Here is a 19,307-nt window from a genome sequence, read left to right on the forward strand (position 1 = left end):
TCCCCCTGGCCCGATTGCCGAATCTACCCGGTTTCGATGCCAAATACACCCGAAAGCGACCGACTCAAACCGTCACGCTCGGGTCTGCCTGTGGGTCGGACCGGCACCCGGGCAGAAACGCGAAAGCCCGCCTCGACGGTGCGAGGCGGGCTTCCGATGTGCTCGGACGGATCGGGTCAGATCAGCAATCGTCGCCGGATACCGGAGCGGTCTGCCGATCGGCGGCCGCCTTGTTCATGGCGCCGACCGTGCCCGGCGAGGCCGGCTGCTGGCCACCCGCCAGGTTCGCGGCACCCGGGTCGCTCGAGTTCGCCTTGGAGCCGGCGTCGGTCTGCGCCTGGCGATCCGCCGTCTGCGTGGCGCCGGCATTGTTCATGGCGCCGACCGTGCCCGGCGAGGCTGGCTGATTGCCGCCGGCGAGGTTCTTGCTCGACTTGTCGACGTCGGAGCTCTTGGGATTCGAAGCCTGCTGATCGGGGGTCTTCGGCTTTGTGGTTCCGGTGTTGCACGGGGCCGCGAGGGCAGGACCGGCAACGAGGGCCAGAAGCGCAACGGCGCCGGACAGACGAGAGACCTTCATCAAACGCTCCTCCAGGATTTATCGAATTCCCAAGTGCCTAATCGTCCCATCAGTTCCGACAGGATTCCCTAGTTCTTCGAAAAGCCTCGGTCCGATCCCGCGATTTCGGATCTTTGGACGGGGTTAGATCGTATGAAAGCAGACAGTGTCCGCCCGGGCACGGCAGGTTCGACGGCGCGGCGATGTCGGGGTGCGGCATCTTATCCCGCCAAGTCCGTGGCTGCTGGAGCGTGCCGCACCGCGACCTTCCCGGCCCGCGCGGTAGGCGCGCCGCCGCTACCTCGTTTGGTCGAGTTCTGAGTCCGGACTGCCCCGGCTAGCGTCGACTCGCGAGGGGGCGTGTCCGCGGCAGCCTCGAGCGGTGTCCGACCGCAGGGCGGACGGGACACTGCCTCACCCCGGGCGTCCGAGATCGAGCGATGGCGTTTCCACGAGACTTGGCGAGCCTTGGACCCGGCCATGCGAGCAGCCTCGCCTGGTCGCCGCTCGGGCCGTACGGGGCGGATCGGCGCTGGGCGGGTGGCAGGGAGACAGGTGAAGGCGCAGACGCCATGCCACGGCTCGGCGTGGCCGCCGCGGCGTGGATCGTCCTGTTCCTCTTCGCCCCGGTGGTCGGCGAGCAGATCAAGCTGCCGGGTGTCGACAAGGCGATCTGGATCGGCAGCGACCTGATCGCCTTCGCGTTCCTGGTCATGCGCCGCGACCTTGCCGCGACCCTGTTCGGCAGCCGTCTGCTGCTACTCAGCTAGCCGCTCCTCGCGATCGCCTCCGCCCTCTGGTCCCTGACGCCCGGCCTCTCGGCCTATCACGGGCTCCAGCTGCTCGCGACGATCGTGACCGGCATCACCCTGCGGACGACGATGGGTCTGTCCCGGCTGGTAAGGATCGTATTCCTAGGTCTGCTGGCGGGACAGCTCCTGTCGGTCATTCTCACGGTGGCGGCGCCCGGCCTGACGCGCGGGACGGACGGCAACTGGTCCGGGATCTACTCGCATAAGAACGTCCTCGGATCCCTGGCGAGCCTCCAGATCCTCTGCGCGGCCTGCCTGTTCCTGCAAGGCTGGAACCGTCTCCTGATCGCGTTCGGCTTCTGCCTGGCCTTGGCGCTCCTCCTAGCGACGCGCTCGGCCACGGCCCTGGTGGCGGCCACCGCAGGGCTGATGCCGCTCGCCGCGATCTTCGCGTGGCGGCAGGGCAAGCATGTGACGGGCTTCTGCCTCGGCATCGCCATCGCCCTGGCGGGCGTCGGTATCCTCCTCGTCGTCGCGCGGGGCGCCGACATCTCGGCGAGCGTTCTGTCGGATCTCGGCAAGGACACCACGCTGACCGGCCGCACCATCCTCTGGCGGTTCGGGCTCGACCAGTTCTGGCGGGAGCCGCTCATCGGCATCGGCTACAAGGCCTACTGGGAGAGCCCGCTCACCACGGCCGCCTACCTGCACTTCATCACGAAGCAGAAGCTGTGGTTCTTCCACAACAACTTCATCGACGCCGCCGTCGCGTTCGGGATCGTAGGCGTCGTCCTCTTCACGGTCGCGCTGCTCGATACCGCACGCCGGGTGATCGCCCATTTCGCGCGCTCCTCCGGCTACGTGGAAGCTTGGCCGATCCTGTTCATGAGCCAGCTCTTCGTCCTGGTCTGTTTCGAGTGCCCGCTCCTCGTCAATCACGGCCTCCACCAGCTCCTGCTGGCGGCGATCCTGCCCGTGGTGCGGTCGCCGACCGCGGACGGGAACGACTAGGTCGCCCGCGACTGACCCCACAGGCCTGAGCGGCGTCCGGACCTCGACGGGGCTCCGAACGCGCGGCTTCGGAGGTCTCGACCGGGACGGATCGTGACCGCCCGCCGCGATCGCCGCGGCCGGCCCGACAGGCCCAATCAGAGGTGACTGCGATGTATTGCTGCGGGATCTCCCTGCGCCGGTTCCACGAACGGTACGCCTACTTGTCCCAGCACCTCGCCGCGGTGTGGGGGCCGAACTGCGAGATCACGGGCTTCGAGGGCCCTGTGCCGGATCCGAACGCCCCGTTCCAGCCCGACCTGACGGCCGGTCAGATCGGGTGCGCGATGTCCCACATGAGCGCCTACGAGCGGATGATCGCGCTCGACCTGCCGCACGCGCTCATCGTCGAGGATGAAGTCATCCTGCCGCCGCAGATCCATCAGATCGTGGCCGGCATCGAGGCCACGCTGCGACCCGGCGACGTCGTCCTGCTCTTCAACTGGACCGAGACGGTCGGGCCGTTCAGCACGGTGGACGCCGTGACCGTCGGCGAACACCGGTTGTGCCTGCCCATGGACATGAGCAGCCTCGGGACGACAGGGGCCTACGTCATCACCCGGTCGGCGGCCGAGGGGGATCCTGCGCGCGAACCGGCCGGTCGCGGTGACGTCGGACAACTGGAGCTACTTCTTCGAGCGCGACGCAATAACGCGCGGTCGCGCGCTCCTGCCGAACGCCGTCTCGCGCAAGCCCTTCGAGTCGACCATCTTCACGTCCCGCTCCAAGATCATGGCCTTCCTGAAGGGCAGTCCCCTCCTCAGGCCGCTGTTCACCGCGCGACGCCGCGTCCTGGAGGAGCGGATCGCCTCCAGGACGCTGTTCGTCGACGAGACCTAACCCCTCGCCGGACAGGCGCCGCGCTGACGACCGTCCCGCCGCGACGCGGCGGGGGAGCCCGGGGCCGGGACGGTCGGGGTAGCCGAAAGGCGTAGGGGCGATCGCCCTCTTTGCAGCCTCTCACGCCCCCGTGCAGTGCCAAGCTCTCCGGCGAGGCAGGAACCCGGCGCGGCAGGACACTTCCGCGGCGGGTCCTCCTCGAGACGCCCGCATGACGGCGGAACCCGTACGGCCGCTGGCCGCCCCGTCGTCGCGGGCCCTTGAGGATGAGAGGTCGTCGCTGCGCGCAGCGGCGATCGCACCAGCGCGGCGGAAGACAGACGATGAGCAGCACGCTCCCGATCACCGGCCCGGACAAGTCCCTCGACTCGGCCCTGCGACGCCTGGCCCGACCGGTGGCGGACCGGGCGCGCTACTACCTGATCCTGCTCGCGCAGATCGGCGGCCTGCTGGTCCTGTTGAAGATCTCGCACGGCGTCACGGCGATCAACAACTACTACGGCGTGGTGCTGCCCGTGGCGCTGGCCCTCGCGATGACGCGGGTGCGCTTCGCCGCCGCCGATCTCGCCGCGGTCCGGCTGCTGCAGATGATCGGCGTGATCGCGGGCGCGTACGCGCTGATCCATTATCCGCTCTTCCCGATCGTCCTCCCGGGGACCAAGGCGACCGTCGCCGTCAGCGCCATCATGGCGCTCTGGGTCGCGGCCGTGGCAGGGGGCGTGCTCTGCCTGCGGTGGCCCTCCCTCGCCCTGATCAGCGCCACCTATCTGGTCTGGAGCAAGCAGGCGGTCATCCGGGTGACCGGCCTCTGGCACGGCCACATCATCGACGTGCTGCCGCTTGCGGAGGTGAGCTTCTGCCTCGTCGCGGGCCTGCTGGTGGCCCACGTGACCGCGCGGATCCATGACTGGCCGGGCCTCGGCGCCTCGGCGCGCACGGACGTCGGGGCGGCCAGTTCGATGTTCTCGAAGGTCCTGATCGCGGCGGCAATCAGCATCCACCTCGGCAACTACTATTCCTCGTTCCTCGCCAAGGTCACGCTCGACGAGGGCCCGCTCTCCTGGCTGCTCAACAACGATCCCGGCAAGATCTTCGTCGTCGGCCTCGACAACAACCACGTCCCCTACGCGGGCTGGCCTGTGCTGGTGGAGGGGATGCGGACGATCCTGAGCCATTCGAGCGCGCTGACGAACACCCTCATCCTGCTCGGCCAGGGCATCGCCCTGGTGGGGATCCTCATGCCGCGCCGCTGGCTGCTGCTCCTGCTGCTCGGCTTCGACGTGATGCACCTGTCGATCATCGTGCTCATGGGCGCCAACTTCGCCCCTTGGATCATGCTGAACCTCGCCATCGCGGCCGTCGTCGTCAGCCGGCACTACGAGCGCCCACCGGTCTCGGTCGGGATCCTGTCGGTGCTGTTCATCCTGACCGGCAACACCTTCATGACCCAGGCCTGGCTCGGCTGGTACGACACTTTGGCCAACAACAAGATGTACTTCGAGGCGATCGACCGGAACGGCCAGCGGCACTACGTGCCGACCAACTTCTTCACCTTCTACTCCTACCCGTTCGCCCACATGGCCTACGGCGCGCCCGACGCGGCGCACGCCTTCGCCCTCGACAACCCGAATGGCGGGACTCAGGTGTTCCGCAAGGTCACGGCCTCGACGACCTGCGATGTTCCTGTCCTGACCGCACCGGACGGCATGGGCCAGGAATACTCGAAGGCGGAAATCGATGGGCCGGCGATGGACGCCTATATCCGGGGCTACCATCGCCTCGTGAGCACCATCCGCGATAGGACGGGCCTGTTTCCCTACGCGCTCTATCCGCACCACTTCTTCGTGCCGCTCCAGTACGCCGCGGGCTTCGACACCGTCGCCATGGCCGACATCGTCGCCTACGTGTACCGGCGCGAGTCCGTCTGCTTCAGCATGCAGGACGGCGTCACCGTCCGCCGCGTGGTGTCCGAAGCCGAGCACAGGATCGACCTGACCCCATGACCACCCCCTCGACCGAGGCCGCCCTGACGGTGGTCTACGACGGCGAATGCCCGTTCTGCTCCAACTACGTGCACCTCATGGCCCTGCGCCGGTCGGTGGGCACCGTCGCCCTGGTGGACGCCCGGAGCGGCGGTCCCCTGGTCGACGAGATCACCCGGCGCGGGTACGACCTCAACGAGGGCATGGTCGTCCGGCACGGCCCGGATCTCTATTACGGCGCGGACGCGCTCGTCCTGCTGTCACGCCTCAGCGACGACCGGGGCGTGGCCAGCCGGCTCCTCGCGCGGCTGCTGCGCAGCCCGGGACGCGCGCGGCTGCTCTACCCGGCGATGAAGCTCGGGCGGCGCGTCACGCTTCTGATGCTCGGCCGGACGCTCCTCGCACAGCCCGGCGGCGCGCCGACCCGCTGAGCGGGCGGCACGACGACGACCTCCGCCGGAGCGAAGCGCCCTAGGCCCGAACGGAGGAGCGCGTCGGCAGCGTCCGCGCGCTGTGCCAGGCGAAGGCCAGGACGCCGGACAGGTTGGCGGTCACGAGGGCCCGCCACGTCAGGCCGAGATGCGCGTCGAAGCACGGGCCCCCGACCAGTTCGCGGGCGGCGTTGCGGGCTGACCAGTACAGGTGCTTGATCAGCCACGGGCTGCGGCCGATGTGTTTGGCGTAGAGCGCGCCGTTGCCGAACTGGTAGTTCCAGTGCAGACGGTCGATCGTGCGCGGATCCCGGCGCCCGTGGAAGTGCTTGACGCTCATGTCGGGCACGTACTCGACGGCCACGCCGGCCGCCCAGCCGCGATAGATGAAGTCCGTATCTTCGGCCGCGCGGAACGTCGCTCCGGGGCCGAACGCCGCGTCGAACCCGCCGATCCGCTCGATGACGGCCCGGCTGCAGGTCATGTTGCAACCGTGGACGAAGCCGCCGGGATGGGCCGGGTACGTCAGCCGGCTGGCCCGGGCGTCGGTCTTCGTGGTGAAGTCGATGTCCTGCGCCGATCCCAGCTCGACCCGGCCACCGCGAATGATGCTCTCCGTGTCGCCGGCATAGTGCGCGATCAGATCTCGCAGATACTGATCCGACAGGACACAATCGTCATCGATAAACGCGATGATGTCGCCGGAAGAACGCGCGATCGCGGCATTTCGAGACCCGGCGACGCCGGGGCGCGACTGTGCGAGGAGCAGAACATCGAACCGATCCGTTGGGACGGAAGCCGACCAGCGCTTCAACGCCGTATCCGTCCCATCCTGCGACCCGTTATCCACCACGATGATCTCGGCCTCAGCGTCCGGCACGGCCTCGATCGCGCGCGTCACCGAGTCTAGCGTCTCCAGGAGGGACGCGACACGGTTCCGTGTACATACGATAAAGCTGACTTTCATTTGGCATTATCTCGGAAATACTGCCAGGATCCGGGCTTCGTAGAACAAGCCACAGACAAGATATAGTAATATTAATGCAATTCATCGAGTCGTGCGCCGTAGGGAGAGCTACGCCTTTTGGATGCGGAACCAAATATCCTGCAGATGTGGCGTCGCAAAAATCGCGGTTCCTGAGGCAAAGCGACCGCCGCTTCGATCCTCGCGCGAGCTATAGAAGGAGTCCAGGCCCGCGCCGTGATCCGACCGCGATCTAACGTTCTCGATCCCATCGCGACACCAATCCCGAAATACATTTCAAAAATTTACTGTCTTATCGCCAGAAATCCATAACACGACCACCGCGCACAGCATCGAAGAACGGGATCGCACGCGCGACGACCGGGATTTCAAATCGGCTGCGAGCGTTCTCGATCGTCCGTTCAGATCATCCTGACCAAGTCGGTCACCGGTCGGAAAATCGGGCTCTCGAAGTCGCGGGACAACTCGGCGCTGACGGGCCGAGCCGCGCCGGAAGTCGCCGATAGAGAATGAATGTCTGAGATCCTGAATTTTTCTGCCGATAAGTCCCAATTCTATTCGCCCGATACGGGAAGAGGCTCCTCTTCCCTCGCGGAAAGCTGAAAGTTTCAGGCATCTCCGCGGCACCGGAGCTTCACGGCAGGCCGGCTCGGCCTCGGCCATCGGGCGTGGGCCCAATCCTCCGATTGGCCAGCTGCCACGGTCGGCCAGGCACTGTTAAGCCGTCCTGACCGATCGCGCCCTGGTAGCCGCCAGCGCCGCCGCCACCCTGTCGCGTCCGAAGGATCCCATGGCAGAACTCCGAGAGGGGCCGGAAGCGACGGCGCCGCCCGCGTTCTCGAAGCGCCGGAGCCTGGCCTGGATGGGGTTCTGCCAGGGCGGCCTGTTCCTGGCACAGTTCGGCACCTCGCTGGCCCTGGCACGCCTGCTCACGCCCCATGAGACCGGCATCTTCAGCCTCGCCGCCGCCATCGCGGGCCTGCTGTCGACGCTGCGCTCCTGCGGCCTGTCGAGCTACATCGTCCGGGCGGAGCGGGTGGATGCGGCCCTGCTGGCGAGCGTCTTCACGGTGAACCTGATGCTGTCGGGCGCGGCCGCGATCCTGATCCTGGCGTTCAGCGTGTTCGGCAGCGTCCTCCTCGGCGAGCCGGATGTCCAGCGCGCCCTGGCCATCCTCGCCGTGGTGCCCCTTGTCGGGGCGCTGGAGTTCCGCCCGGCCGCCATGATCGAGCGGCACGGCAATTTCCGCGGCGTGGCCCTGGTCAACATGCTGCGCGGTCTCGTCGCCAGCGGCGCGATGCTGGCGCTGGCCCTCCTCGGCTTCAGCTACATGAGCCAGGCCTACGGGCAGGCGGCGGGCGCCGTCGCGGCAGCGCTGGCGGCGAACGGCCTCGGCCTGCGCTACGTGTCGCTCCGCGTGGGACTCGCCGGCTGGCGCGAGATCCTGACCTACGGCGGCCGGCTCTTCGCCATCGCGGGGATCGCGGGGATCGCCGGCCGGATGGGCGACCTCGTCCTCGGGCGGATGCTCGGGCTCAGCGCCCTCGGCCTCTACTCCCGCGCGGCGAGCCTCAACACCCTGATGTGGGACCATCTGCACGTGGTGATCACCCGCATCACCTTCGTGGACCTCGCCAACCAGCAGCGGAACGGACAGTCCCTGCGCACCTGCTACCTCCACACGTTGCGGATGATCACCGTGCTGCTCTGGCCGGCCTTCGCGGGCGCGGCCGTCCTGGCCGGGCCGATCGTGCGCGTCCTGCTCGGGCCGGGCTGGGAGGGCGCGGCGCTGCCCTTCTGCCTGCTGTCCCTGGCCGCGATCGTCCTGACCTCGCTCAGCATGACCTGGGAGGTGTTCCTGATCCGGGACCAGACCGCCCTGCAGGCGCGGTTCGAGTTCCTGCGCCACGGCGCCGGCCTCGTGATGTTCAGCGCCGGCTGCCTGTTCGGCCTCGGCGGCGCGGGCGCGGCCCGGATCGGCGAGGCGCTCCTGGCGGTCGGCCTCTACCGGCCGCATCTCGAGCGGATGACCGACACGTTCAGGCGCGACTACGCCCCCATCTACCTCCACGCCGCCACCCTGACGGCGATCGCCGTCGCGCCCGCCATCCTGGTCATGTCGGCCTGGGGCTGGTCGGCCGAGACGCCGCTCCCGAGCCTCGCGGCCGCGATCGCCGCGGGCATCGCGGGCTGGGTCTGCGGCCTCTGGTACCTGGACCATCCCCTCGTCGCGGAAGCGCGCCTGCTGCTCGCGCACATGCGCCCGGCCCGCCCGGCCACGACCGTTTCGGACCTCTAGGGCCGTTGTCGATCACGTTGGGATGGGGGCGATAGCCGGGCGCGTGCCGCCGCGAGGCGCGGGTCCCCTCTCCCGTGCGGGATGGGGGCATGCGCCGCTCGGCCGCGCGGGCGCCAGATCGTCCCCTGCGGAGGGGGCCACGCCGCACGCTTGCGCTTCCGCGCGCCGGGGCGCGATATGACCGGATACGACGGCGGCGCGGGACGATCGCGGGATGGCGGATTTCCGCAGCTTGGAGGTGTTCTACTGGGTCGCGAAACTCTCGAGCTTCCGCCGCGCCAGCGAGAAGGTGAACACCACGCAGCCGGCGGTCTCCCAGCGCATCGCGGCCCTGGAGCACGAGTACGGGACGCTGTTCGAGCGCCGCAGCCGGGACGTCGCGCTGACGGAGCGGGGACGCCTGCTCCTCGGCTTCGCGGAGCGGTTCCTGGCGCTCCAAACCGAGATGAGCGCGGCCCTGCACGAGACCGGCCGGACGCGGGGCACCCTGCGGCTCGGCGTGTCCGAGACGATCGTCCACCTTTGGCTGTCGCGCTTCATCGAGCGCATGCGCGCCGCTCATCCCGGGATCGGCGTCGACATCACCGTCGACATCTCGCCGAACATGCAGGCCGCCCTCGTCGCCGACGAGATCGACCTTGCCTTCCTCGTCGGCCCGATCACCCTGCCGAGCTTCGCCAACCGGCCCCTGTTCAGCACACCGATCGCCTGGATCGCCGCGCCGGGCCTGCTGCCGGGCGACGAGCCCCTGAGCCTCGGCGCGCTGCTGCACCACCCGCTCATCACCTACCCGCGCAACACCAGTCCGTACGTCGAGTTGCGCGACCTCGTCCTCCAGGAGAACCTCCTGCCGAGCCAGATCCACACGAGCGCCTCCCTGGCCACGATCGTGAAGATGGGCGTCGAGGCCCTCGGGATCTGCGTGATACCGCCGGCCGTGGTCGAGGCCGAACTCCGTGCCGGCACCCTGCGGGTCCTGCCGGCCGAACCGATGCTCTCGGACCTGACCTTCACGGCGATGCACACGAAGCGGCCGGCCCACCACTTCGTGGCGGACGCGGCCCGCCTCGCCCAGGAGGTCGCCGAGACCTGGGCTGCCGCCCGATAAGACCGGTTTATCGCTCCCCATTCGCAATCACGATTGGCGTGCCTCGCGGCGCGATGGGATCGTTGCCGCAGGAAATGAATCGCTGAAGCGATCGGGATCTTGCGGAATCCGGACGGCCGACGCGGCCGCTCCGGCGCGCGACGACCAGCCAGGGAGATCAACGCGGTGAGCCAGCACGCGGGCGCCGACGGCGCGCCACCTGTCTTCGCCGACGCCGCGGACGCGCGGCGCGCGATCCGCGCGGGTCGGTTCCGGGGCCACACCTCGGGTCTCGTTCCCGCCCACGCGCAGGGCAACCTGATGATCCTGCCGCGGGCCATGGCGGAGGATTTCCACCGCTTCTGCCAGCAGAACCCGAAGCCGTGCCCGATCCTCGGCGTCTCGCAGCCCGGCGCCCACGCGCTTCCGACGCTGGGGACCGATCTCGACCTCGCCACCGACGTCCCCGGCTACCGCGTCTACGAGGACGGCGAGCTCGTGGCGGAGCTGCCCGACCTGACCGGTGTGTGGCGGGACGATCTCGTCACCTTCGTCCTCGGCTGCTCCTTCTCGTTCGAGGCCGGCCTGATCGAGGCGGGCATCCCGCTCCGGCACGTCGCCCTCGGCCGCAACGTCGCGATGTACCGGACCTCGATCGCCACCCAACCGTCGGGCCCGTTCCACGGCCCCCTGGTGGTCTCCATGCGACCGATGAAGGCGGCGGACGCCATCAAAGCCGTGCAGGTGACGGCCCGGATGCCGGCGGTCCACGGGGCGCCGATCCATCTCGGCGACCCGGGCCTGATCGGCATCCGCGACCTCGCGCGGCCGGATTTCGGCGACCCCGTGCCGATCGAGCCCGACGAGATCCCGGTCTTCTGGGCCTGCGGGGTCACCCCGCAGGCGGTGGCGATGGCGGCGCGGCTGCCGCTCTGCATCACCCACGCGCCCGGTCACATGCTGATCACCGACCTCCTCAACCGCGACCTGCCGTTCCTGTGACCCTCCCGGCCGCGCGGCGGCCCGTCCGCAAAGGAGTTGCGCCATGTGGGTGAAAGACACGAGTCCGGCGGAGCGCCGGGTCCTGGGCGCGGCCTTCGCGGGCTACGGCGTCGATGCGTTCGACTACATGGTCTACACGTTCCTGATCCCGACGCTGGTCGTGGTCTGGGGCCTGACCAAGGTCGAGGCCGGCAACATCGCCACCGCCGCGCTGGTGACCTCGGCGATCGGCGGCTGGGCGGCCGGGATCCTGGCCGACCGCTACGGCCGGGTCGTCGTCCTGCAGGGCACCGTCGCGTGGTTCACCCTGTTCACGGTGCTCAGCGGCTTCACCCATTCCTACGAGCAGCTGCTCGTGACCCGCGCGCTGCAGGGCTTCGGCTTCGGCGGCGAGTGGGCGGTGGGCTCCGTGCTGATCGCCGAGACGATCCAGGCCCGCTACCGCGGCAAGGCGGTGGGGCTCGTCCAGTCGAGCTGGGCGGTCGGCTGGGCCTGCGCGGCGATCGCCTTCTGGGCCGTGTTCGCCCTGGCGGAGCCGGCGGTGGCGTGGCGGATCCTGTTCTGGCTGGGCGCCCTCCCCTCGGTGCTGATCTTCTGGATCCGCCGCAACATCGAGGATCCCGAGGTCTACCGGCAGACCCGCGCCGCCATGCGGGACGTCGGCGACACCGGCAGCTTCCTCGACATCTTCTCTCGGCCGCTGATCGGCCGGACCGTCCTGGCGAGCCTGCTCGCGACCGGCATGCAGGGCGGCTACTACGCGGTGACCACGTGGCTCCCGACCTACCTGAAGACCGAGCGCAACCTCTCGGTTCTGAACACCAGCGGCTACCTGCTGATGCTGATCTTCGGGTCGTTCGTCGGGTATCTGACCAGCGCCTGGCTCTCCGACCGCATCGGCCGCCGCCTGGGCTTCATCCTGTTCGGCTTCTGCGCCGGCGTTCTCGTCCTGGCCTACACGCTGATCCCGATCACCGACCCGGTGATGCTGGTCCTCGGCTTCCCCCTGGGCTTCTTCCTCTCCGGCGTCTTCTCCGGGATGGGCGCCTTCCTGAGCGAGCTGTTCCCGAGCCGGATCCGCGGCTCGGCGCAGGGCTTCTGCTACAATTTCGGCCGCGCCACCGGCGCGATCTGCCCCGCCGTGGTGGGCCACCTCAGCGGCTCGCTGACACTCGGCATCGCCATCGGCGTCGTGGCGGCGGGCGCCTATTGCCTCGTGATCGTCGCGGCGCTTCTCTTGCCGGAAACGGCGGGCCGCGCGCTCGATTCTCGCAGCGCGGATCCGGCCGAGCCGGAACCCGTTGCGGCCTTATGAGACCCGATCGGCACGCGGAGCGGCGGCGATGACCAGCGTGGACCTGAATTCCGACCTCGGCGAGGGCTACGGCGCCTACGCCTGCGGCGACGACGCGGCGATCCTCGGGATCGTCACCTCGGCCAACGTCGCCTGCGGGCTCCACGCCGGCGACCCCGAGATCATGGCCCGGACCTTCGCGCTGGCGAAGGAGCGCGGCGTCGCCGTCGGCGCCCATCCGGGCTTCCCGGACCTCTGGGGATTCGGGCGGCGGCGGATGCCGTACAGCCCGGCCGAGATCGAGCGGCTCGTCGCCTACCAGATCGGCGCCGCGCAGGCGCTCGCCGCCTATGCCGGCCACCGCATCACCTACGTGAAGGCGCACGGGGCCTTGGCCAACGTCGCCGCGGAGGAGCGGCCGGTGGCCGACGCCATCGCCCGCGCGGTCCGCGCGGTGGACCGGGAGCTCGCGCTGCTCGCCATCGCGCTGACCGCCCAGGTGCCGGCGGGCGAGGCCTGCGGCCTCGAGGTTCACCAGGAGATCTTCGCCGACCGCGGCTACACGCCGTCCGGCCTGCTGATCCCCCGCAGCCAGCCCGGCGCGATGATCACCGATGCCGGCGAGGCGGCCGACCGCGTCCTGCGCATGGTCGAGGCGGGCGCGATCCTCACGGCCGACGGTCAAACGCTGCCGACGCCGATCCACTCGATCTGCGTCCACGGCGATTCCGACCACGCCGTCGCCACGGCGCGGGCGGTGCGGACCCGGCTGGAGGGCGCGGGCGTCACGCTGGCGCCGTTCCGGCCGTGAGCGCGGCGCTGGACGAGCCCCGCCTCCTCGACGCCGGCGAGGCGGCCCTCGTGGTCGAGTTCGGCAGCACCGTCGACCCCGCGATCAGCGACCGGGTCCTGGCGCTCGACGACGCCCTCGGGGCGGACCCGCCGGAGGGGCTGCGGGAGCGCGTGCCGACCTACCGCTCCCTGATGCTGCACTACGACCCGCTGGTGCTCGACCGCGGGACGCTCGCCGAGCGGGTCCGGGCGCTGGTGGCGGGCGCGACCGCGCGCGCGGCGAGCCCAACCCACTGGACCCTGCCCTGCTGCTACGACGCGCCCCACGGGGAGGACGTGGCGCAGGTCGCCGAGCGGAGCGGCCTGACGCCGGAGGCGGTGGTGTCGACCCACGCGGCCACAACCTTCCGGGTCTACATGTACGGCTTCGCGCCGGGCTTCGCGTATCTCGGTGGCCTGCCGAAGCCCCTGGCGGTGCCCCGGCGGGCGAGCCCGCGGCCGCCCCATCCGCGCAACGCCATCATGATCGGCGGCGGCCTCGCCGCGGTGGCGACCGTGCCGATGCCGACCGGCTGGTACGTGATCGGCGCGACGCCGTCCCGCCTCTACGCGCCGGAGCGCGACCCGAGCTTCTTCGTCGGCGCCGGCGACCTGATCCGCTTCGAGCCCGTCGATGCCGCGACCTTCGACGCCCTCACGGCCCGCGAGGCGGCGGGCGAGCCGGTGGCCCGCCGCGGGGAGGCGCGCTGATGACCGCCCTCGTCATCGACTCCACCGGACCCGGCGTCACCCTGCAGGACGGGGGCCGGCACGGCTACCTGCGCTACGGCATCACCGCCGCGGGCCCGATGGACCCGCTGATGCACGCCGCCGCCAACCGGGCGGCGTCGAACCCCCTCGACGCCACCGCCGTCGAGATCTCCACCGGCGGCGTCACCGTCTCGGTGCAGGACGGCGCCGTCGGGATCGCCCTGCTCGCGCCGGGCTTCCGCGTCGCGCTGGACGGCGTGCCGCTGCCCGACACGGTCGCGCTCACCGTGGAGCCCGGCCAGACCCTCGTCGTGCGGGCCGGCGACGCGGGCGCCTGGGGCTACCTCGCGGTCGCCGGGCGGCTCGACGTGGCGCCGGTCCTGGGATCGGCGGCGACCCATACCCGCTCGGGGCTCGGCGGCCTCGACGGGCGCGGCCTCGCCGCGGGCGACCGCCTCCCCGTCGCCGAGAGCCGGACCCCGGACGGGCCGCCGCAGCGGCTCGTCGCACCCTGGCTCGGCCGCGACGGCCGGGAGATCCGGGTCGTGCTGGGTCCGCAGGACGACTACTTCGCGCCCGACCAGGTCGAGGCCTTCCTGGCCGGTCCCTGGACAGTCTCGCCCCGGGGCGACCGGATGGCGTGCTTCGTCGACGGCACGCCGCTGACGCACGCCAAGGGGCACGACATCGTCTCCGACGGCGTCGCCATGGGGGCGATCCAGGTGCCCGGCAACGGCCTGCCGATCATCCTGATGGCCGACCGGCAGTCCACCGGCGGCTACCCGAAGATCGCCACGGTGATCGGGCCGGATCTCGGGCGGCTGGCGCAGGTCCGGGGCGGGGCGCGCCTGTCGTTCCGGCGCGTCACGGTGGCGGAGGCGGTCGCGGCGCGCCGCGCCGAGCGCGATCTCCTGCGCGAGGCGGTCCCGCGCGAGCCGGTCATCCGCACGGATTTCGCGTCGGACTTCCTGCTCGGCCTCAACCTCGTCGGCGGCGTCACCGACGGCCGCGCCTGAGCGCTTGGCGGCTGCGCGCGGGCGATCGAGCGTCTAGAGTGCGGCCCCGGCCAGATTGCCCGGCCCGATCCCGAGACACAGGAAAGCCCGCACGCATGGCGCACGCCGTGACCGCCCCGGAGACCCCGCCGGCCCGCAGCAACGAGCCCCTGAACGCCGACAGCGTGCGCCGCGCCCGGGTCGACCTCGCCGCCTGCCTGCGCTGGGCCGCCCGCAACGGTCTGGAAGAAGGGATCTGCAACCACTTCTCGGCGGTGCTGCCGGAGCGGCCCGACCTGTTCCTGGTCAATCCCTACGGCCTCGCCTTCGCGGAGGTCACCGCGTCGAGCCTGCTCCTCTGCGACTTCCACGGCAACGTCCTCGAGGGCGACGGCCAGCCGGAGGCGACCGCCTTCCACATCCACGCGGAGCTGCACCGGCTGAAGCCCCGCGCGCGGGCCGCGTTCCACACCCACATGCCCTACGCGACGGCGCTGGCCATGCTGGAGGGCGAGCCCCTGACGTGGTCGGGCCAGACGGCGCTGCGCTTCTACGGCCGGATCGCCGTGGACGAGGACTACAACGGTCTCGCGCTCGACTCGTCCGAGGGCCGGCGGATCGCCGAGAGCGCCGGGGAGGCGGACGTCGTGTTCCTGAAGAACCACGGCGTGATGGTGCTGGGCGAGACCATCGCGGAGGCCTGGGACGACCTCTACTACCTGGAGCGCGCCGCGCAGGCGCAGGTCCTGGCCATGAGCACGGGGCGCGCGCTCAAGGCCGTGCCCGAGGCGATCGTGAAGCGCGTGGCGGCCCAGGAGGCGGCCGGCCGCGCCGAGAGCGCGCGCCTGCACCTGGAGAGCGTCAAGCGGGTGCTCGCCCGGGACGAGCCCGCCTTCCTGGCGTGAGCGCCCGTCAGGGCGCGGCCCGGACCCGGTCCAGCAGCGCGGCGTCGGCGTAGCCGTCCGCCGGCAGGCCGACCGATCCCTGGAAGGCGCGCAGCGCCGCCCGCGTCTTCGGTCCGATCTTGCCGTCGACCCCGCCGGTGGCGAAGCCGCGCTCGGTGAGGCGAGCCTGCAGGTCGCGCCGCTCGTCGGCGGTGAGCGCTCGGTCGCCCCGCGGCCAGTCGTGCACCAGGCCCGGGTCGCCGCGCAGGCGGTCCGACAGGAGCGCGACGGTCAGCGCGTAGGACAGGGCCGTGTTGTAGCGGAGGATCACCGCGAAGTTCGGCTGCAGCAGGAAGGCGGGGCCGCGGATCCCGGCGGGCAGGATCAGGGTCGCCTCGGCCGTGTCCGGCAGGGCGCGGTCGCGGGCGGGCCTCACGCCGAGCGCCCGCCACGCCGCGACGGTGCGGACCGTGGTCTCGTCGGCCAGCGCCGCGTCGAAGGTCCCGGGCAGCACCGCCTCGGTGCCCCAGCCCGCGCCGGGCTTCCAGCCGTGGCTGCGCAGGTAGTTCGCCGTCGACGCGAGGGCGTCCGGCACCGAGGTCCAGATGTCGCGCCGGCCGTCGCCGTCGAAATCGACCGCCTCGCGCTGGTAGACGCTGGGCATGAACTGCGTGTGCCCCATGGCGCCGGCCCAGGACCCGGTCAGGCCCGCGGGCATCCGGTCGAGGGGCGCCTGGTTCCAGGCCAGGATCTGGAGCGCCGCCGCCAGCTCGTCGCGCCAGTAGGTCGCGCGGGTGGGATCGCTGCAGCCGAGCGTCGCGAGCGAGCGGACGACCGGCTTCACCACCGCCGCGTTGTCGAGCACCGCGCCGTAACTCGATTCTACGCCCCAGAACGCCAGCAGGACGTGGCGGTCGACCCCGTACTCGGCCTCGATGGCCGCGAGCGTGTCGGCGTGCTCGGCGAGCTTGCGCTGACCGGCCTCGACGCGGGCCGGCGTGACGCTGGCCTCGATGTAGTCCCAGATCGGCCGGACGAACTCGCCCTGGCTCTGGGTCGCGGCGATCACGTCCGGGTCGGGCGCGAGATCGGCGAGCTGCGCCTCGGCGAGGCCCCGCGGCACCGCGCGGGCCGTGACCCAGGCGATCAGGTCGGCCCGGCAGCTCTCGAAGGCCTGCGGCGCGGCCGCCGGCGACGGGTCCGGCCCGGCGGCGAACGCGGGCGCGACGATGCCCAGTGCGGCGCCGGTCGCCAGGACCGCGCGCGCGGCGCCGCTCCGGGTCGCGGGCCGCTTCGGCGCAGCGCGATCGTCCATGGGCATCTCCGGTGATCCAGACGGGCGCGGCGTAGCATACCGCGTCGGCAGCAACACCTTCGAGACGCGGCTTGGGGCTCGCCGCGGCCGCGGCGGCGCCCCAAGTCGCGTCACATCAGCCCGACGGCCCGGAGACCGAACCGTGATGCATCCCGCTTCCCTGACGGCGATCGGCGCGGCCGTCCTGGCCGCCGGACCGGCGAGCGCCCTGGAGGTCACCCGCAGCCGCGACATCCCGGCCCCGCCCGCGGCGGTCTGGGCGCTGGTGGGCGATTTCTGCGCGATCCAGAACTGGCACCCGCAGGTCCAGCGCTGCATCCTGTCGGGCGAGGACGACGATGACGGCATCCGCGCGCAGATCCGCGGCCTCGTGGTGAAGGGCGGCCAGGGCACGATCGCGGAAGTCGAGACCGCGCGCGACGAGACCGGCATGAGCTACAGCTACAGCTTCATCCAGGGCCCCCTGCCGGTGCGCGCCTATAACGCGACGCTGGCGGTCCGTCGCAACGGCGAAGGGTCCACGGTGATCTGGAGCGCGACCTTCGACGCCGAGGGCATGAGCGACGCCGACGCCGTCGCCGACATCACGGGCGTGTTCGACGCCGGGCTTGCCGGGATCGCCCGGGAAGCGGCCAGATAGCCGCCCGCCGAATCGGCCGGCCGCGCGAAAAATCGCCCGCCGGGTGCCGCGGGGCCTCGCCGCGGGGCCGTCGCGACCGATGTGAGCGCCGTCGGCGCGACCGAGCGCCCGGCTCGATTCCCAGAGGCAGCCTCAGGAGGCCGAGACCCGCATGCGCCGTCACCGCCACGCCAAGATCGTCGCCACCGTCGGTCCCGCCAGCTCCGCCCCGGACCAGCTCCGCGCCCTGTTCCTCGCCGGCGTCGACACGTTCCGGCTCAATTTCAGCCACGGCCTCCAGGAGGACCACGCCAAGGTCCACGCGGCCATCCGCGCCCTCGAGAAGGAGGTCGGACGACCGATCGGCATCCTGCAGGATCTCCAGGGGCCGAAGATCCGGATCGGCACGCTCCAGGGCGGCCGGCTCGATCTCCAGGCCGGGGAGACGGTGCGCTTCGTCCTCGAAGGCTCAGACGGCGACAAGCAGGCGGTCCCGCTGCACCACCCGGAGATCTTCGACGCCGTCGTGCCGGGCCAGGAGCTCCTCATCGACGACGGGCGGGTGCGGGTGCGGGTCACCGGGCCCGAGCGGACCTCCATCACCGCCGAGGTCGTCACCGGCGGGCCGATCTCGAACCGCAAGGGCGTGAACCTGCCGGGCACGCTGCTGGACCTGTCGCCGCTGACCGAGAAGGACCGGGCGGACCTCGCCTTCGGGCTCGACCTCGGCGTCGACTGGGTCGCCCTGTCGTTCGTCCAGAAGCCGTCCGACGTCATCGAGGCGCGGGGGATCATCGGCGACCGCGCCGGCATCATGTCGAAGATCGAGAAGCCGCAGGCGCTGGAGCGGATCGACGACATCATCCGGCTCTCCGACGCCGTGATGGTCGCGCGCGGCGATCTCGGCGTCGAGATCCCGCACGAGGACGTGCCGGGGCGGCAGAAGGAGCTGATCCGGGCCTGCCGCCTCGCCGTGAAGCCCGTGGTGGTGGCGACCCAGATGCTCGACTCGATGGTCAGCGCCCCCGCGCCCACCCGCGCGGAGGCGTCGGACGTCGCCACCGCCATCTACGACGGCGCCGACGCCGTGATGCTCTCGGCGGAATCCGCGACCGGCCGCTACCCGGTCGAGGCGGTGGCGATGATGGACCGGATCATCCGGAGCGTGGAGGGGCACAAGCTCTACCACTCGATCGTCGCGGCCTCGGAGCCGGGCGAGGAGGAGACGCCGCCCCACGCGGTGGCGACCGCCACGGCCGATCTCGCCGAGGCCGTGCACGCCGCCGCGATCGTCGCCTATACGGCGAGCGGGACGACGGCCGCCCGGGTCGCGCGCAAGCGCCCCGCCGCCTCGATCCTGGCCCTGACCCCCAACGTCGCGACCTCGCGGCGGCTCAGCCTGCTGTGGGGGGCGCACAGCGTGCTGACGGTGGACGTCGACAGCTACGAGGAGATGACCTCGAAGGCCTGCCACCACGCGCAGGACGAGGGCTTCGCGCGGCCGAACGACATCATCGTGGTCACCGCCGGCATCCCGTTCCACACCGCCGGCAACACCAACAACATCCGCCTGATGCAGGTCTGAGCCGCCCGATCGGGCGCCGGGCTGGAACGCGGCCCGCGCCTGACCCGTTGATGGGGAAGCTGCGCCATTTGGGCGCGAGACCGGAG

At 71.0% G+C, this 19,307-nt stretch carries 18 protein-coding genes and 1 pseudogene; 16 read left to right on the forward strand and 3 right to left on the reverse strand.

What is annotated here, in order from left to right; all coding sequences use genetic code 11:
* Positions 1 to 181: 181 nt before the first annotated feature.
* Positions 182 to 580, reverse strand: a complete 399-nt coding sequence (locus LOK46_RS17795; protein ID WP_273564620.1) for an exopolysaccharide production protein YjbE — start codon at positions 578 to 580, stop codon at positions 182 to 184.
* Positions 581 to 1,131: 551 nt separating this feature from the next.
* Between LOK46_RS17795 and LOK46_RS17800 the strand changes: the two genes are divergently transcribed.
* The 6 genes and pseudogenes from LOK46_RS17800 to LOK46_RS17825 all read left to right on the forward strand — a co-directional run bounded on the left by LOK46_RS17800 (position 1,132) and on the right by LOK46_RS17825 (position 5,614).
* Complete coding sequence (locus LOK46_RS17800) at positions 1,132 to 1,329, forward strand: hypothetical protein (protein WP_273559306.1); 198 nt, start codon at positions 1,132 to 1,134, stop codon at positions 1,327 to 1,329.
* A gap of 84 nt (positions 1,330 to 1,413) precedes the next feature.
* The gene (locus LOK46_RS17805) at positions 1,414 to 2,322 is read left to right on the forward strand and encodes an O-antigen ligase family protein (RefSeq protein ID WP_273559308.1); all 909 of its coding nucleotides are present in this window, start codon (positions 1,414 to 1,416) and stop codon (positions 2,320 to 2,322) included.
* 353 nt (positions 2,323 to 2,675) lie between these two features.
* Positions 2,676 to 2,756: pseudogene (locus LOK46_RS17810) on the forward strand (glycosyltransferase family 25 protein); the annotation flags it as partial.
* A gap of 211 nt (positions 2,757 to 2,967) precedes the next feature.
* Positions 2,968 to 3,201: a hypothetical protein gene (locus tag LOK46_RS17815; protein WP_273564745.1), complete on the forward strand. Its 234-nt coding sequence runs from the start codon at positions 2,968 to 2,970 to the stop codon at positions 3,199 to 3,201.
* A 323-nt stretch (positions 3,202 to 3,524) separates the two neighbouring features.
* Positions 3,525 to 5,204, forward strand: a complete 1,680-nt coding sequence (locus LOK46_RS17820) for a hypothetical protein (RefSeq protein WP_273559310.1) — start codon at positions 3,525 to 3,527, stop codon at positions 5,202 to 5,204.
* Complete coding sequence (locus LOK46_RS17825) at positions 5,201 to 5,614, forward strand: DCC1-like thiol-disulfide oxidoreductase family protein (protein ID WP_273559312.1); 414 nt, start codon at positions 5,201 to 5,203, stop codon at positions 5,612 to 5,614. Before LOK46_RS17820 ends, LOK46_RS17825 begins: the two co-directional genes overlap by 4 nt.
* 40 nt (positions 5,615 to 5,654) lie before the next feature.
* On the opposite strand, the gene LOK46_RS17830 is transcribed toward LOK46_RS17825, so the two are convergent.
* A complete protein-coding gene (locus LOK46_RS17830) occupies positions 5,655 to 6,581 on the reverse strand; it encodes a glycosyltransferase family 2 protein (RefSeq protein WP_273559314.1) in 927 nt (308 codons plus the stop codon).
* Between the two features lie 808 nt (positions 6,582 to 7,389).
* Between LOK46_RS17830 and LOK46_RS17835 the strand changes: the two genes are divergently transcribed.
* The 8 genes from LOK46_RS17835 (at position 7,390) to LOK46_RS17870 (ending at position 15,723) form a co-directional block, all read left to right on the forward strand.
* Entirely contained in the window at positions 7,390 to 8,898 is a 1,509-nt protein-coding gene (locus tag LOK46_RS17835) for an oligosaccharide flippase family protein (protein WP_273559316.1), read from the forward strand.
* A 214-nt stretch (positions 8,899 to 9,112) separates the two neighbouring features.
* Entirely contained in the window at positions 9,113 to 10,006 is an 894-nt protein-coding gene (locus LOK46_RS17840; protein WP_273559318.1) for a LysR family transcriptional regulator, read from the forward strand.
* Positions 10,007 to 10,171: 165 nt separating this feature from the next.
* Positions 10,172 to 10,987: a putative hydro-lyase gene (locus LOK46_RS17845; RefSeq protein WP_443192824.1), complete on the forward strand. Its 816-nt coding sequence runs from the start codon at positions 10,172 to 10,174 to the stop codon at positions 10,985 to 10,987.
* A 43-nt stretch (positions 10,988 to 11,030) separates the two neighbouring features.
* Positions 11,031 to 12,302 carry an MFS transporter gene (locus LOK46_RS17850; protein WP_273559320.1) on the forward strand — a complete coding sequence of 424 codons (1,272 nt, stop codon included), beginning with the start codon at positions 11,031 to 11,033 and terminating at the stop codon, positions 12,300 to 12,302.
* A 28-nt stretch (positions 12,303 to 12,330) separates the two neighbouring features.
* Entirely contained in the window at positions 12,331 to 13,092 is a 762-nt protein-coding gene (locus tag LOK46_RS17855) for a 5-oxoprolinase subunit PxpA (protein ID WP_273559322.1), read from the forward strand.
* Positions 13,089 to 13,823 (forward strand): 5-oxoprolinase subunit B family protein, encoded by a 735-nt coding sequence (locus LOK46_RS17860; RefSeq protein ID WP_273559324.1) that lies wholly within the window; start codon positions 13,089 to 13,091, stop codon positions 13,821 to 13,823. The genes LOK46_RS17855 and LOK46_RS17860 overlap by 4 nt, the downstream gene beginning before the upstream one ends.
* Positions 13,823 to 14,839 carry a biotin-dependent carboxyltransferase family protein gene (locus tag LOK46_RS17865; RefSeq protein WP_273559326.1) on the forward strand — a complete coding sequence of 339 codons (1,017 nt, stop codon included), beginning with the start codon at positions 13,823 to 13,825 and terminating at the stop codon, positions 14,837 to 14,839. Before LOK46_RS17860 ends, LOK46_RS17865 begins: the two co-directional genes overlap by 1 nt.
* A 95-nt stretch (positions 14,840 to 14,934) precedes the next feature.
* Positions 14,935 to 15,723, forward strand: coding sequence for an aldolase (locus LOK46_RS17870; RefSeq protein ID WP_273559328.1), 789 nt, complete (start codon positions 14,935 to 14,937; stop codon positions 15,721 to 15,723).
* Positions 15,724 to 15,730: 7 nt separating this feature from the next.
* On the opposite strand, the gene LOK46_RS17875 is transcribed toward LOK46_RS17870, so the two are convergent.
* Positions 15,731 to 17,017 carry a lytic murein transglycosylase gene (locus LOK46_RS17875; RefSeq protein ID WP_273559330.1) on the reverse strand — a complete coding sequence of 429 codons (1,287 nt, stop codon included), beginning with the start codon at positions 17,015 to 17,017 and terminating at the stop codon, positions 15,731 to 15,733.
* A gap of 145 nt (positions 17,018 to 17,162) precedes the next feature.
* Here LOK46_RS17875 and LOK46_RS17880 point away from each other — a divergent pair, with 145 nt between their 5' ends.
* Together LOK46_RS17880 and pyk are read left to right on the forward strand one after the other, a co-directional pair.
* Positions 17,163 to 17,657, forward strand: coding sequence for an SRPBCC family protein (locus LOK46_RS17880; RefSeq protein ID WP_273559332.1), 495 nt, complete (start codon positions 17,163 to 17,165; stop codon positions 17,655 to 17,657).
* A 151-nt stretch (positions 17,658 to 17,808) separates the two neighbouring features.
* On the forward strand, positions 17,809 to 19,221 hold the full coding sequence (pyk, locus tag LOK46_RS17885) for a pyruvate kinase (RefSeq protein WP_273559334.1): 1,413 nt from the start codon (positions 17,809 to 17,811) through the stop codon (positions 19,219 to 19,221).
* Positions 19,222 to 19,307: the final 86 nt, after the last annotated feature.

This window comes from Methylobacterium sp. NMS14P (assembly GCF_028583545.1).
GTDB lineage: Bacteria > Pseudomonadota > Alphaproteobacteria > Rhizobiales > Beijerinckiaceae > Methylobacterium.